Genomic DNA, 15,930 nt, shown 5'->3' with positions numbered 1-15,930 from the left:
GGTAAAGGCAGGAAAGAGGGCAAATGATATGATAGCCCCGGTTACGCCTCACATACCGTCACCCCGGCGAATGCCGGGGTCCAGTATCGTAGAGCAATGTGCCCGTGGCCCCTGGACCCCGGCCTTCGCCGGGGTGACGGTGGAGCAGGCGGCGGAGATGGGTCACCCCCTCACGGCTTCACCCGCCAGCTATCGGCATAGGCGTGGTTTTCCACGCCGTCCGGCAGGGGGGCCACTTCCAATGCGTCGCGGGTGTCGATCATCACCGCATATTCATCGGTGGCCGGCTTGCTCTGCACAAAGGCCTTTTGCAGCGCCTTGGGGTGGGGGCCGTGGGTGAAGCCGCTGGGGTGGAAGGTCATCATGCCGGCATCGATATTGTCCCGGCTGAAGAAATCCCCCGCATGGTAGAACAGCACCTCGTCATAATCGTCGTTATTGTGGAAGAAGGGGATCTTCAGCGCGTCGGCATCCGTCTCAAACGGGCGCGGCGCGAAGGTGCAGACGACGAAGCGGTTGGCAACGAAGGTGGTATGGGCGCTGGGCGGCAGGTGATAGCGATGGCTCATCACCGGGCGCACATCCTTCACATTCAGCCGCACCGGGGCCAGATCGCCCTTCCAGCCCATGGCATCCAGCGGGTTGAACGGATAAGTCACCGTGCTGATCGCCCCACGCCGCTTCACCAGCACCCGCCAGACCCCACCGGGGCCGGCATCGCCCTGCTGGTCACGGAAGGCGGCATCGATAGCCGGCGTGTCCAGCATGGCCGGATCGAAAAAGGCGTGCGGCCCCAGCAGGCCCCGGTCAGGCAGCTGATAGCTGGAGCCGGTGGCCTCCACCAGCAGGGCGGTCACCGGCTGGCTGGGCGACAGGCGCCACATGGTGCCGCGCGGCAGCACCACATAATCCCCCGCCGTTACCGCCAGATGGCCATAGTCACAGTAAAGCGACCCGGCCCCGGCATGGATGAAGATTAGCTCGTCCCCATCGCCATTGCGGGCCAGATGATCCATCGGCGTCGGGCAATGCCACAGGCGCATACGGCAATGCGGGTTGAACAGCACCTCCCGCGCCGCCCAGGGGCCGCCGCTGGCCACCTCATTCAGCCGGTTCAGGTCGAAGGCGCGGGGACGCAGCGGCCCTTCCCAGCTGATCCAGCCGGTGGGCGGGTGGCGGTGATACATATGCGTCGCCGGCCCAAAGAACCCTTCCCGGCCCATTTCCCGCTCATAGCTACCCGGCGGCAGGTTGGCATGGGCCTGGCGCGAGGCCTCGCCTTCGATGCGGGGAAAGGAAATGGGACGACGCATGTTTGGCCTCCCTGGCCAACTCGTTTCAACTGAAACAGATATGGAGGATCACGCGACCTCTTGCAAGTCCTGCGTTGTCGGGTGACTTTATGTCTTATGAACGATCTCGACCTTGACGGCTTCCTGCCCTATCGCCTGAACGTGCTGGCCAAACGTGTCAGCAAGGAATTGTCGCGCCGCTATCAGCAGGCGTTCGGCATCGCTATTCCGGAATGGCGGGTGATGGCCATCCTGGGCCGGGAACAGCCCTTGTCGTCCAACGACATTGTTGAACGATCCCATATGGATAAGGCCAAGGTCAGTCGGGCGGTGAATACGCTGGTGGGGCTGGGCCATCTGTCCCGCGATGTGCATCCGGGTGACCAGCGGCTGCTGCGCCTGTCCTTCACCCCGTCGGGGCGCGACCTGTATCAGCGAATCGCTCCCCTGGCTTTGGAATGGGAGGCGCAATGGCTGACCTGCCTGCAGCCGGACGAATTGGCGCATTACAAGGCGCTGTGCGATCGTTTGGAGCAGCAGCTGGACGATATGGGGGCAGAGGAGGCGTAAAACGTCGCCCTTTGGTCACGTGCCCCGAAATTTCCATGCGCCTTGCGTGTAACAGGGTTGTTTCAGCGTCGGGTCCGATGGTTAATTGGCGGTCATAAGGGGGCGGCGTCTGACGGATAGGACGCCCCAAACCGTCAACAGGGGACCATAAACGATGAAATCACGCCTTTGGGGTGCCGCACTGGCCGTGACCTGCCTGACGATGTTCGCCGGGACTGCACAGGCCGGGCCGACATTGGATGCCGTCAAGGGCCGTGGGCAGCTTTTCTGCGGCGTGAATGCCGGCCTGCCGGGGTTCAGCAACCCGGACAGCCAGGGCAAATGGACCGGGCTGGATGCCGATACCTGCCGCGCCGTGGCCGCCGCCGTGCTGGGTGATGCCAACAAGATCCGCTTCACGCCCCTGTCCGCGCAACAGCGCCTGACCGCGGTGCAGACAGGTGAGATCGATGTGCTGGCCCGCAACACCACCTGGACCCTGACCCGCGACGCGCAGGGGCTGAATTTCGCCCCCACCACCTATTATGACGGCCAGGGGCTGATGGTGCCGAAATCGCTGGGCGTGACCAGCGCCAAGCAGCTGGATGGTGCCACCATCTGCGTGCAGATGGGCACCACCACGGAACTGAACCTGTCGGACTGGTTCCGCACCCGCAATATCAGCTTCAAGCCCGTGGTGATCGAGGCGCTGGATGAGGTGAACGCTGCCTATTTCGCCGGCCGCTGCGATGTGATGACGGCGGATGTCTCCGCCCTGGCCGGCACCCGCGCCACCGTGGCGCCCAAGCCGGATGATCACCTGATCCTGCCGGAAGTGCTGTCGAAGGAACCGCTGGGCCCGGTGGTGCGCCATGGCGATGACCAATGGCGCGATATCGTCACCTGGACCATCTATGCCCTGATCGAGGCGGAGGAAAAGGGCATCACCGCCGCCAATGTCGATGCCAAGCTGAAGGATCCCGATCCCGGCATCCAGCGCCTGCTGGGCGTGCAGGGTGACATGGGGCCGCTGCTGGGGCTGGATAAGCAATGGGCCTATCGCGCCATCAAGGCTGTGGGCAATTACGGTGAAATCTTCGACCGCAATGTCGGCAAAGGCTCGCCGCTGAAACTGGACCGGGGGCTGAACGGGCTCTGGACCAATGGCGGCCTGATGTACGCCCCGCCGATCCGCTGAGCGGCGGCCCCTTGCAGCAACGGGGTGCCCGATGACGGATGATCCGCGTATGCAATCGTTTGATGGACGCGCGAAGGCGGATGCCGCACCGCGCGCCCATCACCTGACGCTCTCCATCAACAACCCGACCGTCCGGGCCATCCTGTGGCAGGTCGGGTTGGGCCTGCTGGTGGTTCTGGCGGCCTGGTATCTGGCCGGGAACACCATGGCCAATCTGGCCCGGCTGTCCATCGCATCGGGCTTCGGCTTTATGGACCGGGAAGCCGGGGTACAGATCGGCGAGTCGCTGATCGCTACCGGACCGCGTGACAGCTATGGCGGGATCTTCGTTGTCGGGCTGCTGAACACATTGAAAGTATCCGGCGTGGGCATTGTGCTGGCCACGCTGCTGGGCATTATGCTGGGCATTGCCCGGCTGTCCAGCAACTGGCTGGTGGCGCGGTTTGCGGCCTTTTATGTGGAAACCATCCGCAATATCCCGCTGCTGCTCCAGCTGTTCATCTGGTACGCCCTGCTGACCGAGGGGCTGCCCGGCCCGCGTCAGGCGCTGGAGCCGCTGCCTGGCATCTTCCTGTCCAATCGCGGGCTGAAGCTGCCGGCGCCGGCGGATGATCCGATCTGGGCCTGGGTGGCGGTGCTGTTTGCGCTCGGCGTGCTGGTCACCCTGGCCCTGTCGGCCTGGAACCGCAAACGCCAGCTGGCCACCGGCCAGCGTCTGCCGATGACGCCCATCGGGCTGGGGTTGACCCTGCTGCCGCCGCTGCTGGCCATTCTGCTGGCCGGCGGCGGGGCGCTGGATGTGCCGGTGCTGCAGGGCTTCAACTTCAAGGGCGGCATGACGCTCAGCCCGGAATTTGCCGCCTTGCTGTTCGGTTTGACGCTCTATACCGCCGCCTTCATCGGTGAGATCGTGCGGTCGGGCATTCTGGCCGTGCCCAAGGGGCAGACGGAGGCGGCGACCGCGCTGGGCCTGTCGCGCAGCACCGCCATGCGGCTGGTGATCCTGCCGCAGGCGCTGCGCGTCATCATCCCGCCCACCACCAGCCAGTTCCTGAACCTGACCAAGAACAGCAGTCTGGCCGTGGCCATCGGCTATCCGGATTTCGTGGCGGTGGCCAACACCGCCATCAACCAGACCGGTCAGGCCGTGGAAGGCGTGCTGTCGATCATGATCGTCTATCTGGTCATCTCGCTGGCCCTGTCCGGCTTCATGAACTGGTACAATCGCCGCGTGGCGCTGGTGGAGCGGTAAGCCATGACAGAGATCGTCAACAAAGCCGCCAGCCTGCCCCCCCACCGCCCCCGGCTGGGCCTGTGGGCCTGGGCCAGGGCCAATCTGTTTTCCAGCTGGTACAATACGGCCCTGACACTGGCCTTCGCCTATATCGCCTGGCTGGTGATCCCCGGTCTGGTGAAATGGGGGTTCATCAATGCCAGCCTCAGCGGTGATGCGGCGGCCTGCCGCGCCGCCGGGGGCGCCTGCTGGTCCTTCATTGCCGAGAAATGGCGTTTCATCCTGTTCGGCACCTTCCCGGAGGATCAGCAATGGCGGCCGACGCTGGCCATGCTGGCCACCATCGGCACCCTGGTGATCAGCGCTGACCGGCGCACCTGGGGCCGGCCACTGCTGTTCATCTGGGGCGGCGGGCTGGGCTTTGCCGCGTGCATGATGTTCGGCGGCGTGCTGGGGATGGAATTCGTGCCCACCGGGCTGTGGGGCGGCTTGCCGCTGACCCTGGCTTTGTCGGTGGTGGGGCTTGGCGCCTCCTTCCCGCTGGGTGTGCTGCTGGCGCTGGGCCGCACATCGGACCTGCCGGTGATGCGCGGCCTGTCGGTGGTTTATATTGAACTGGTGCGCGGCGTGCCGCTGATTTCCATCCTGTTCATGGCCTCGGTGATGCTGCCGCTGTTCCTGCCGCAGGATGTGCCGATCGACAAGCTGCTGCGCGCCCTGATCGGCATCACCCTGTTTTCCGCCGCCTATGTGGCGGAGGTGGTGCGCGGCGGCCTCCAGGCCATCCCGCGCGGTCAGGTGGAAGCCTCCAAGGCGCTGGGGCTGGGGTATTGGCAGCGCCAGCGCCTGATCATCCTGCCCCAGGCGCTGGCGCTGGTGATCCCGCCGCTGGTCAACAGCTTCATCGCCACCTTGAAGGATACCAGTCTGGTCATCATCATCGGCCTGCTGGACCTGCTCTCCACCGCCAAATCGGCGCTGACCGATCCGGCCTGGCGGGGCTTCTACAAGGAAGCCTATCTGTTTGTCGGCGTGATCTACTTCCTGTTCTGCTACGCGCTTTCCCGCTACAGCCGCTATCTGGAAACGGTGCTGGGCCAGGGACGCAAGCGGTGATGTCAAAGTTTAGCAAACCTTGACATCACCCTTGGCCATGCCAAGCTGTCCCCTGCCCCCAAAGCCGATTGCAGGAGCCGCCGCCATGAACGTATCCCTGACCCCGCAGCTGGAAGCCTATGTCCGCGCCAAGGTGGAGACCGGGCTTTACACCTCTTCATCCGAGGTGGTGCGCGAGGCCCTGCGCATGATGGAACAGCGCGAGCGCCAGCAGCAGGAAAAGCTGGAAGCCCTGCGCCGCGACATCCAGGAAGGGCTGGACAGTGGCAGTGCCGGCCCCTTTGACGAGGAAGCCTTCCTGAAGAAAGTATGGAGCCGGGAAGATGCCCCTTGTTGAGTTCAGCCAGCAGGCTGACCGTGACCTGATCATCATCTGGCGCTTCATTGCCGACAATAATAAAGCCGCCGCCGACGCCCTGGTACGCAAGCTGGGCAAATCCGCCCGGCTTTATGCCCAGAATCCGGCGATGGGGCGGCTCAGTCCTCAGTTGGGGGCAGATATCCGCTGCTTCCCCCTTGGCCGTTATCTGATTTTCTACCGCCCTCAGCCGGACGGCATTCTGGTTATTCGCATCCTGCACGCAGCCCGAGATATAGACGCGGAGTTCCCCCATGACTGACGCCCCCGTCATTGAATTGAACGCCGTCAACAAGTGGTACGGCGAATTCCATGTGCTGCGCGACGTGAACCTGACGGTGGCCAAGGGGGAGCGGATCGTCGTCTGCGGCCCATCCGGTTCCGGCAAATCCACCATGATCCGCTGCATCAACCGGCTGGAGGAACATCAGGCCGGCGAGATCAAGGTGAAGGGCGTGCCGCTGGATGATGATGTGCGGCATGTGGAAGCCATTCGCCGCGATGTCGGCATGGTGTTCCAGCAATTCAACCTGTTCCCGCACCTGACCGTGCTGGAAAACTGTGTGCTGGCGCCGATCTGGGTGAAGAAACTGCCCCGCAAGGAAGCCGAAGAGCGTGCCCGCCATTTCCTGAAACGGGTGCGCATCCCCGAACAGGCGGACAAGTTCCCGGGCCAGCTTTCCGGCGGCCAGCAGCAGCGCGTGGCCATTGCCCGCGCGCTGTGCATGGAACCCTCCATCATGCTGTTCGATGAACCGACCAGCGCACTGGACCCGGAAATGGTCAAGGAAGTGCTGGACGTGATGACCGATCTGGCCGAAGGCGGCATGACCATGCTGGTGGTGACCCATGAAATGGGCTTTGCCCGCCGCATGGCGTCCCGCGTCATCTTCATGGATCGGGGGGAGATTGTCGAACAGGGCCCGCCGGCCGACTTTTTCGACAATCCCAAGAGCGACCGCACCCGCGCCTTCCTGGGGCAGGTGCTCAGCCACTGAACCGACAACCGGCCCCTACCTTTCCCCTCCATCCGCCGAAGGGCAGCATCCCTTCGGCGGACTAGGCTGTTATGCTTCACTTTGCCATCATGGCGTCACAGGTTGGCTGTCTTATCCCGCCCATGGGAACAGACAGCCCCCGCGCGACAGCCGAGGCCAAGGACAAGAATGCATATGCGCCGCCCCCGCCTTCTCCCCCTTCTGCGCCGCACCGCCCCGCTGGCCGTGGCGGCCTTCCTGCTGCCCGCCTGCACCACCAATCCGGTGACGGGCGACAGCCAGTTCACCGCCCTGATGCCGCCGGAAAAGGAAGCCGCCATCGGTGCCCAGCAGCATCCGGAAATGCTGCGGGAGTTCGGTGGCCGCTATGAGGATGCCAAGCTGCAATCCTATATGGACGGGCTGGGCCAGCGGCTGGCGCAGAAGACGGAAAATCCCAATACCCGTTATACTTTCACGGTGCTGGACAGCCCCATCGTCAATGCTTTCGCTCTGCCCGGCGGCTATGTCTATGTCAGCCGGGGCCTGATGGCGCTGGCCAACAGCGAGGCGGAACTGGCCGGCGTGGTCGGGCATGAGATCGGCCATGTCACCGCCCGCCATTCCGCCGACCGCTATGGCCGCGGCGTGCTGGCCCAGGGCGGCGCCCTGCTGGCCGGCGTGCTGCTCGGCCAACAGGCGGGGCAGCTGGCGCAGTCCGGCTCGCAGCTGGCGCTGGCCGGGTTCAGCCGGTCACAGGAAACCCAGGCCGACGGGCTGGGCATCCGCTATATGACGGCGGCCGGCTATGATCCGCAGGAAATGGCCGGGTTCCTGTCCAGCATGGGCCGGCAGGCGCAGTTGGAAGCCCTGCTGGCCGGCAAGCCGGGGCAGGCCGACCAGTTCAGTTACCTGCAGACCCATCCGCCCACGGGGGAACGCGCCCAGCAGGCGGCCATTGCCGCACAACAGGCCGGCGGCGGCGCCAACCTGATGGTCAAGCGCAATGAATATCTGAAAGCCATTGACGGGATGATCTATGGCGACAGCCCGGACCATGGCTATGTGCGCGGCCGGGCCTTCGTGCATCCCGGCATGAATCTGCGGTTCGAGGTGCCGGAAGGCTTCCGGCTGGTGAATAGCGAGGATGCCGTGGTCGGCGTCGGGCCGCAGGGATCGCAGATCGTTTTCGATCAAGTGCCGGGCCAAGGGGCCGCGACGCCGCAGGAATTCATCGCCCGCATCTGGGCCGCTAATGCGCCGCTGGGCCCGCTTTCATCACTGACCATTGACGGGCAGCCGGCGGCCACGGCAGCCACACAGTTGAACACCAAGGCCGGCGCCATGGATGCGCGGCTGGTGGCCATCCGCGCCGGGGGCGACAGTTTCCGCCGCTTCCTGTTTGTCAGCCCGCCGGCCCTTTCCGGCCCGCTCTCCGATGATTTCAAGGCCACGGCCATGAGCCTGCGCAAGCTGACGGCAGAGGAAAAGGGGCGGCTGAAACCGTACCGGCTGCGGCTGGTGCAGGTGAAGGCCGGCGACAGCATGGCCGGATTCGCCGCCCGCATTCCCCTGCGCGACCATGCGGAGGAACGCTTACGTGTATTGAACGATATCCCGCCCGGCACGGAACCGCGACCGGGTGAGTGGATCAAGACCATCGTGGAGGGTTGATCGGGTAGCGGTTGTGCGGAGCCTCGGCTCTCCTGTACCGTCCCGGCCATCATGAGTGACCTTGCCAAGATCATCGACACGCAATGCGGCGCAGAGGATTGTCTCGACCGGCGGCGCTGGCGCCTGCCCATCGCCTGGGTGCTGACGCTCGGCTTCGGCGGGTTGATGCTGCTGGCCGTGGCCAGCGTCTTCTGGCTGGGCATCCAGACATCGGGGCGCAACACCTACAGCCTGCTGCTGGACAAGGCAGAACTGGCCGTGGGCATTGCAGAGGCACGGGTACGCGCCCAGCTGGACCCCGCCCGCACCCAGGTGGACAAGCTGACCGAACTGCTGGGCCGCGGCGTGGTGGACCCGGATGATGAGCCGCGCCTGGAAGATCTGATGCGCGGCATGGTGGTCACCACGCCGCAGGTGGCCGGCATCGCCCTGATCCGGCCCGACCGCTATCCGCTGGCCGTGCCACAGGAAAACACCCCCCAGGCCGCCACCGCCATGAATAATGGCGCGGAGGCACAGCGGATCATGATGGAGACGATGGGCACCAAGAATGCCCATTGGATTGATCCGGTCTGGGCCGATGGGCTGGGCGCCACCGTGATGCTGGTGAAAGGCCCTGCCCGGCGGGAGGGGCGCTTCCTGGGGGCGGTGCTGTCGGCTGTCAGCTTCACCGGCCTGTCCCGCTTCCTGGCCGACATGGCCAAGGAAAGCGACCTTAACAGCTTCCTCCTGTTCGATGATCATTATGTGCTGGCCCATCCGGCCATGGCGGGGCGGAAATTCAATTTCGCCCATGTGACAGACCGCCCGCCCTTGCCGACACTGGAGGAGCTGGGCGACCCCATTGCCGCCGCCATCTGGTCAGAGGTGGATGCCAATGATATCGCCACCGGCAAGGGGGAGGGCAAGGCCGGCGAAAAGATGGATACAAGCATCGACTGGTCGGGCCGGCGCACCGATGTCAGCTTCCGCCGGGCCCTGGTGAATGGCACCGAATATATCTATCTGCTGAAATCTATCCCCGATTACGGGGAACATCCTTTCACGCTCGTCGTCTCCATGCGCGGCGATGATGTGGATCAGGAAATCGGCCGCTTCACCCATTTGCTCTGGGTCGGGTTCGGCATTCTGATCGTGTCGGTGCTGGTGGCCCTGTGGCTGGGCAAAATGATGAGCCGGCGCATCCGCCGGCTGTCCAAGGCGGCCGTGGCGCTGCGCAACCTGGATTTCCAGAATGTGCCGCGCCTGCCCGACAGCCGGTTCCGGGAACTGTCGGACGCCGCCTTGGCCTTCAACACCATGATCACTGGCCTGCGCTGGTTTGAAACCTATGTGCCCAAGGCCCTGGTGTTGCGTCTGATCCAGCGCGATGGCGGCCGCGATCTGGTCTCAGAAGAGCGCGAAGTGACGGTGCTGTTCACCGACATCAAGGGCTTTTCCACCCTGGCCCAGACCATGTCGCCGCAGAATACGGCGGCATGGCTGAACCGGCATTTCACCCGCATCGCCGCCTGTATCGAGGCGGAGGGCGGCACGGTGGACAAGTTCATCGGCGATGCGGTGATGGCCTTCTGGGGCGCACCCGACGATCAGCCCGACCATGCCGCCCGGGCGCTGCGCGCTGCCCACGCCATCGCGCGGGTGGTGGAGGAAGAAGGGGAGGAAGCGCGCCGCCACGGTCTGCCGCCCGTCTGCCTGCGTGTCGGCCTGCATTCCGGCCCGGTGATCGTTGGCAATATCGGGGCGGCCAGCCGCATCAATTACACCATCGTCGGCGACACGGTGAACATGGCCGCCCGGCTGGAGGCGCTGGGCAGCGAGCTGATCGGCGATGAATGCTATGTCGTGCTGGTCAGTGATGACACGGTGCTGGCCGCCGGCAGCTGCACGGTGGACATGCCGCTGACCCCCATCGGCGCCTACAGCCTGCGCGGCCGTACCGGCCAGGTGGATGTCTGGCGGCTGGTGATGCCGGGCCAGGGGGAATAGGGGCGGCACCCCTTAATGAAAAAGGGGGGATGGCTCTTGCCACCCCCCCTTTTTCTTCAACCCTCGAACGGGTCTTTCATCAGGATCGTGTCGTCGCGTTCCGGGCTGGTGGACAGCAGCGTCACCGGCGCTTCGATCAGTTCCTCAATCCGGCGGACATATTTCACCGCTGCCGCCGGCAGGTCGGCCCAGGAACGGGCACCCTGGGTGCTTTCGCTCCAGCCCTCGAACGTCTCATAGACCGGCTTCACCTCGGCCTGGGCCGTCTGACCGGCGGGCAGGTGCTGGATCACCTCCCCCTGATACTCATAGCCGACGCAGACCTTCAGCTCATCGAAGCCATCCAGCACGTCCAGCTTGGTCAGGGCGATGCCGGTGATGCCGCCGGTCTTGATGGCCTGACGCACCATCACGGCATCGAACCAGCCGCAACGGCGCTTGCGGCCGGTGACGGTGCCGAATTCATGGCCACGGATGCCCAGCTTCTCCCCCGTCTCATCCAGCAGTTCCGTGGGGAACGGGCCAGAGCCGACGCGGGTGGTATACGCCTTGGTGATGCCCAGCACATAACCGACCGAACCCGGCCCCATGCCCGACCCGGCAGCGGCATTGCCGGCCACGGTGTTCGACGAGGTGACGAACGGATAGGTGCCGTGATCCACGTCCAGCATGGCGCCCTGGGCGCCTTCAAACAGGATGCGCTTGCCCTGGCGGCGGGCCTCATCCAGCCGCTTCCAGACCACGGCGCTGTAGGGCAGCAGGCGCGGGGCGACCTCGCGCAACTGGGCCAGCACCTCTTCCTGCTTCAATTCCTCGGCACCCAGACCGCGCAGCAGGGCATTGTGGTGGAACAGCAACTGTTCCACCTTCTGCTCCAGCACGGCTTCGTCGGCCAGATCGCAGACGCGGATGGCGCGACGGGCCACCTTGTCTTCATAGGCAGGGCCGATGCCGCGACCGGTGGTGCCGATCTTGTTGACGCCGCGCGCTTCTTCGCGCGCCTTGTCCACGGCGCTGTGCAGCGGCAGGATCAGGGCGCAGTTTTCCGCCACCAGCAGGGTTTCCGGCGTGATGTACACGCCCTTTTCCCGGATGGCGTCGATTTCCCGCAGCAGCGCCCAGGGATCGACCACCACGCCATTGCCGATCACCGACAGCTTGCCGGGGCGGACCACACCGCTGGGCAGCAGCGACAGCTTGTAGACGACGCCGTTGATCACCAGCGTATGGCCGGCATTGTGGCCGCCCTGGAAGCGGACCACCACGTCGGCACGGCTGGACAGCCAGTCAACGATCTTGCCCTTGCCCTCGTCGCCCCACTGGGAACCGACGACCGCCACATTGGCCATGATTCTCTCCGCTCTTTTCGCAAGGGAACGGCCCCCTCGCACCTGGGAGGGGACAGCTCCATGGACATTAAATCAGGTTATAACGCTTCCGGCACGCCCTGGCGCAGCAGGTGGGAGCAGCCCAGCCGCTTCGCCTCCGCCACGGGATCATCACAGGCATCCATGGCCGCCACCGTGTGCCAGCCCTGGGCGCGCAGGGCCGACGCCTCGGCATAATCCGTACCCAGCGGCAGCAGCACGCGGCGCACCGGCTGGGGGCCGGGGATGGCGCGCAGCACCGTGTCGGTGAAGATGGTGAAACCGATCGCGGGCTCCCCCACCGGGCTGTCGCCGCCGGTGCGGTAACGCCCGCCGCGCCCCACCTCACCGCGCACACCGCGCGCGAACAGGGTGAAGCTGACACCGGTTTGATACTCAAAGCCGCGCATTTCCACCGGATCGATGGTCACGGCCAGATGCGGGGCGGCTTGCCCGATGAGCGCCACCACCTCGGTCAGGCGCTGACGGGCGGCCTCCGCTACCGGCGGCAGCGCGATAGCGGCCAGCCGTTCAACGGCGGCCGGGGCCGGGCCGCTGGCGCCCAGAATGGCGCTGAACAGATCGGCATGGGGGCCGGCAGCCTCTGCCAGCGCCTTGGCATCCCGGTGATCCAAGGCGGAACGCAGACGGGCGTAATCATCCCCGGTCAGGTTCAGGGCCTGGGCCACGGCCGGCACCAGGGTGGGCACGGTCAGATCGATGGAAACGCCCTTGGCACCAACGGCAGCCAGCGCCGAGGCGGCCAGCAGGACGATTTCGGCATCTGCCTCGGCCCGGTCGGGGCCGATCAGTTCCACGCCCACCTGGCCGAACTGGCGTTCCTGGCGCAGGCTGCTGCCCTTCACGCGCAGCACCTGGCCGGCATAGGACAGGCGCAGCGGCCGGGCGGCCTTGCGCAGCCGGGTGGCGGCGATGCGGGCCACCTGGGGCGTCATATCGGACCGCACGCCCATCATGCGCTGGGAGACCGGGTCCATGATGCGGAAAGTCTGGTTGGCCAATGCTGCGGCGGAACCGGAAAGCAGCCCCTCCTCAAATTCCACCAGCGGGGGTTTCACCCGCTCATAGCCATGGCGATGGAATTCCTTCAACAGGCGGCCAACAATCTGCGCCTCATGCTCCGCGTCCGGCGGCAGCAGGTCACGCAATCCGGTAGGCAGCAATGCCTTGGCGGCCAGCGCCTTGGTGGGCGTATCGCTCATGGGGCAGGAACCGATGTCTTGTACATGCCAATGGCCAGGGGTGGCCCCCCAACACCGGTAACCGGTCTTAGCCCACACCCCGCCTTCACGCAAACGCAAAGGAAGCCCGACATAGCGCGGCTGCCCTGCGTGGGCGCGGGGCAGTGGCCGCAACCATGCCACCGCCCCGCAGGCTGGTCGTTATTTTCCGGCGGTCTGCAGCACAAACCGGCGGTTCTGCGGCTGTACCGGACGGGCATTGTCCGGGAACAGGGCGGCAAAGGCATCGATCTGTTTCTGTGACAGGGTGATGGGCTGTTTCAGCACCACCCAATGCACCACCTCTGAACAGGGGGGCGTGGTCAGGGAACCTTCATAGCGGAAATAATCACGGCTGGCCGGCACCAGTTTGGCCAGATCCAGGGTCAGTTCCTTGTCCGCCTTGCCTTCCTTGGCTGGCATCGCCGCCCAGACAGAGGCCAGGGTGGTGTTTTCCGGGCCCGGCACGATCATCACCCCCAGCACCGCCAACTGGCCGGTCTGGGCGTTCTTATGCACCAGATGCAGTTCCATCGGTGCCTTCTTGTCCGCCACCTCATGCTCACTGGGGTGGTGGAAATGGAATTGCACCAGATCATAGCGCTGGCCTTCCAGGTCGATGGAGGCACCGGGCTGGATATTGGCCTGGATGGTATGGCCATTATTGATGATGCTGGCCGCTTGCTTGGGATAGCTGATGCCGATCGGTCCCAGTTGCGCCGGGACCGCCCCGACAATGTCGATCGGTGATTGGGCCTGACCGGCTTCGCACGCCGCGAAATCGGGCGAAAGCTTGCCCCACGCGGCAGGGCCTTCCGCCCCTTCATAAGTCCAATGGGTATGCGCCCCCTCGGCAAAGGCCGGAGCGGCAAAGGTCAACATCAAGGAAGTGAAAGCGACTGCGATACGTGGAGACATGGCACACCATCGGCGTGTTAATGGGGAACCTGTTTTAATTCCCCAGACTCATTATGTTGCTGGTTATAAAGGTCACACATATTTGGGTTGAACATTTTCATAAGGAAAATTTTTCATTAATTTAGGAATTTTTGGGATAAAATTTGGAATTTTATAGAAAAATTGAATATATTTATGATAATTAAAAGTAACTACCATTAAAAATTAAAATTTAACTTCGATTATCATACACCAAAAAATCAAAATTATGTCAATAAACAATATATTGCAGTACGATATTTTTTACCTCAACAGGAGAACAGGCACTGGAATAGTGCCAGCGATCTCCATACGGCAGGTGAGCAGCTCCCCCCAGGGTGCAGCGGCGCTATGGAGATTGTCCCCCCGCCACCGCCACCGTGCCCCCCACAATCGAGACGGACTGATGCCGGATCGGAAACATTGCGGCAAAATCCCCTGCTCTGCTAATAAGATCACTACATACGCGTGAATGTCTTTCGGAAACAATGATGCACGGCCGGGTGGTCGCTTTCGTAGGGCTTCTGCTGCTGATCACCGGCCTGGCGGGCTGCCGGCGGGCGGATGACAATGTGGCAACCCCACAGCAACAGGCGGCCGTGGCCGGTGTGCTGGGCGGCAGTTGCGAGGGTGTGCGCCCGCAGCCGGAGCAGCTGGAAGGCGCCATCAGTGTCACCTATGCCCATCCCGGCAACCGGGATTTGCAGCTGCATATTTTCCAGCCGACCGAAGCCGCCGGGCCTTCACCCCGGCCGGCCATCCTGTTCTTTTTCGGCGGCAGCTGGCGGGTAGGGGAAATCACAGCTTTCCAGGAACAGGCCGATGCCTTCGTGGCAGCCGGATTCGCGGCCATCCTGGCGGATTACCGGGTGAAATGCCGGGATGGCAGCAACGCATTACAATCGCTGAATGATGCGGAAGATGCCTATGAATGGCTGCGCCATCATGCCGGCACCTATGGGATCGACCCGAAAAAACTGATCCTGGCCGGCGGATCAGCCGGCGGGCATCTGGCCCTGGCCGCCGCCCTGAAAGCGGATGAGGGGGAGAAGCCGGCCGCCCTGGTGCTGTTCAACCCGGTGGTTGATCTGGCCACGCCCGCCCCGTTCTATCTGAAGCCGCTGGCCTGGTGGATTTCACCCATCGCCATGGATGTGGGCGCCCTGCCCCCGACGTTGATTTTCCATGGCACCGCTGACAGCAAGGTACCCATCGCCAGCATCCGCCATTTCTGCGCCAATGCGCAGGCTGAGGGGCGAACCTGCCGGGTGATGGAATATGAAGGGGCCGACCATAGTTTCTATACCAGCCACGATCCCGACCCCCGGTTGGGCACGTCGCCCTATGCGCATACGCTGGCCGCCGCCCTGACGCTGGGGCGGGCTGTTGCCCAGGGAAGCCATTGGCCATAAGGGACCGGCCATAACGCAAAAAGCCCGCCGAGGAGATACTCCCCGGCGGGCTTTTCACCAAAACGCACCTTATCGTCAGGCTGAAATCAGCCGACGATCTCCGTACCAGCGAAGAAATAGGCGATTTCGATCTTGGCGTTGTCCAGGCTGTCGGAGCCGTGAACGGAATTGGCCTCGATGCTCTCGGCGAAATCCTTGCGGATGGTGCCGGGGGCGGCGTTGGCCGGGTTCGTGGCGCCCATGATCTCACGGTTCTTGGCAACGGCGTCTTCGCCTTCCAGAACCTGCACCACCACCGGGCCGGAGATCATGAAGGACACCAGCTCGCCGAAGAAGGGGCGTTCGCGGTGAACGTCGTAGAACTGCTCGGCCTGCGCCTTCGACAGCTGAACGCGCTTCTGCGCAACGATACGCAGACCGTTTTCCTCGAAGCGGGCATTGATCTTGCCGGTGAGGTTGCGGCGGGTCGCGTCGGGCTTAATGATCGACAGCGTCCGTTCGACAGCCATGGGAATCTCCTGGGCCTAAGCGGTTAAACTTGCGCGGCCTTATACCGATGTATAGGTCCGTCCACAACGTCCAATCTG

The 15,930-nt window shown here is 64.0% G+C and carries 15 protein-coding genes; 10 read left to right on the top strand and 5 right to left on the bottom strand.

Annotated features, from left to right (window positions below; translation table 11 throughout):
- Positions 1–170: 170 nt before the first annotated feature.
- Positions 171–1,313, bottom strand: a complete 1,143-nt coding sequence (locus PCJ49_RS10650) for a homogentisate 1,2-dioxygenase (protein WP_269910916.1) — start codon at positions 1,311–1,313, stop codon at positions 171–173.
- A 96-nt stretch (positions 1,314–1,409) separates the two neighbouring features.
- Between PCJ49_RS10650 and PCJ49_RS10645 the strand changes: the two genes are divergently transcribed.
- From PCJ49_RS10645 to PCJ49_RS10605, 9 genes are all read left to right on the top strand, one after another.
- The gene (locus PCJ49_RS10645) at positions 1,410–1,862 is read left to right on the top strand and encodes a MarR family transcriptional regulator (protein ID WP_269910915.1); all 453 of its coding nucleotides are present in this window, start codon (positions 1,410–1,412) and stop codon (positions 1,860–1,862) included.
- Positions 1,863–2,016: 154 nt separating this feature from the next.
- A complete protein-coding gene (locus PCJ49_RS10640) occupies positions 2,017–3,039 on the top strand; it encodes an amino acid ABC transporter substrate-binding protein (RefSeq protein WP_269910914.1) in 1,023 nt (340 codons plus the stop codon).
- Between the two features lie 31 nt (positions 3,040–3,070).
- A complete protein-coding gene (locus tag PCJ49_RS10635; protein ID WP_269910913.1) occupies positions 3,071–4,291 on the top strand; it encodes an amino acid ABC transporter permease in 1,221 nt (406 codons plus the stop codon).
- A 3-nt stretch (positions 4,292–4,294) separates the two neighbouring features.
- Positions 4,295–5,389: an amino acid ABC transporter permease gene (locus PCJ49_RS10630; RefSeq protein ID WP_269910912.1), complete on the top strand. Its 1,095-nt coding sequence runs from the start codon at positions 4,295–4,297 to the stop codon at positions 5,387–5,389.
- Positions 5,390–5,474: 85 nt separating this feature from the next.
- The gene (locus tag PCJ49_RS10625) at positions 5,475–5,726 is read left to right on the top strand and encodes a type II toxin-antitoxin system ParD family antitoxin (protein WP_269910911.1); all 252 of its coding nucleotides are present in this window, start codon (positions 5,475–5,477) and stop codon (positions 5,724–5,726) included.
- Positions 5,713–6,009 carry a type II toxin-antitoxin system RelE/ParE family toxin gene (locus PCJ49_RS10620; protein WP_269910910.1) on the top strand — a complete coding sequence of 99 codons (297 nt, stop codon included), beginning with the start codon at positions 5,713–5,715 and terminating at the stop codon, positions 6,007–6,009. The genes PCJ49_RS10625 and PCJ49_RS10620 overlap by 14 nt, the downstream gene beginning before the upstream one ends.
- Positions 6,002–6,745: an amino acid ABC transporter ATP-binding protein gene (locus PCJ49_RS10615; RefSeq protein WP_089286077.1), complete on the top strand. Its 744-nt coding sequence runs from the start codon at positions 6,002–6,004 to the stop codon at positions 6,743–6,745. Before PCJ49_RS10620 ends, PCJ49_RS10615 begins: the two co-directional genes overlap by 8 nt.
- Positions 6,746–6,919: 174 nt before the next feature.
- Entirely contained in the window at positions 6,920–8,398 is a 1,479-nt protein-coding gene (locus tag PCJ49_RS10610; RefSeq protein ID WP_269910909.1) for a M48 family metalloprotease, read from the top strand.
- A gap of 51 nt (positions 8,399–8,449) precedes the next feature.
- Complete coding sequence (locus PCJ49_RS10605; RefSeq protein ID WP_269910908.1) at positions 8,450–10,387, top strand: adenylate/guanylate cyclase domain-containing protein; 1,938 nt, start codon at positions 8,450–8,452, stop codon at positions 10,385–10,387.
- 56 nt (positions 10,388–10,443) lie between these two features.
- Here the strand turns inward: PCJ49_RS10605 and PCJ49_RS10600 are convergent, their stop codons facing one another.
- The 3 genes from PCJ49_RS10600 to PCJ49_RS10590 all read right to left on the bottom strand — a co-directional run bounded on the left by PCJ49_RS10600 (position 10,444) and on the right by PCJ49_RS10590 (position 13,913).
- Positions 10,444–11,736 (bottom strand): adenylosuccinate synthase, encoded by a 1,293-nt coding sequence (locus PCJ49_RS10600; RefSeq protein ID WP_269910907.1) that lies wholly within the window; start codon positions 11,734–11,736, stop codon positions 10,444–10,446.
- A gap of 77 nt (positions 11,737–11,813) precedes the next feature.
- Entirely contained in the window at positions 11,814–12,977 is a 1,164-nt protein-coding gene (locus tag PCJ49_RS10595; protein ID WP_269910906.1) for an ATP phosphoribosyltransferase regulatory subunit, read from the bottom strand.
- Positions 12,978–13,157: 180 nt separating this feature from the next.
- Positions 13,158–13,913 carry a carbonic anhydrase gene (locus tag PCJ49_RS10590; RefSeq protein ID WP_269910905.1) on the bottom strand — a complete coding sequence of 252 codons (756 nt, stop codon included), beginning with the start codon at positions 13,911–13,913 and terminating at the stop codon, positions 13,158–13,160.
- A gap of 521 nt (positions 13,914–14,434) precedes the next feature.
- Between PCJ49_RS10590 and PCJ49_RS10585 the strand changes: the two genes are divergently transcribed.
- Positions 14,435–15,343, top strand: a complete 909-nt coding sequence (locus PCJ49_RS10585; protein ID WP_269910904.1) for an alpha/beta hydrolase — start codon at positions 14,435–14,437, stop codon at positions 15,341–15,343.
- Positions 15,344–15,429: 86 nt separating this feature from the next.
- Here PCJ49_RS10585 and ndk read toward each other — a convergent pair whose 3' ends face one another.
- The gene (gene ndk, locus PCJ49_RS10580) at positions 15,430–15,852 is read right to left on the bottom strand and encodes a nucleoside-diphosphate kinase (protein ID WP_089286069.1); all 423 of its coding nucleotides are present in this window, start codon (positions 15,850–15,852) and stop codon (positions 15,430–15,432) included.
- Positions 15,853–15,930: the final 78 nt, after the last annotated feature.

This window comes from Niveispirillum sp. BGYR6 (assembly GCF_027568365.1).
In the GTDB taxonomy this organism is placed as follows: domain Bacteria; phylum Pseudomonadota; class Alphaproteobacteria; order Azospirillales; family Azospirillaceae; genus Niveispirillum.
This window is presented reverse-complemented; position numbering and strand designations above follow the sequence as displayed.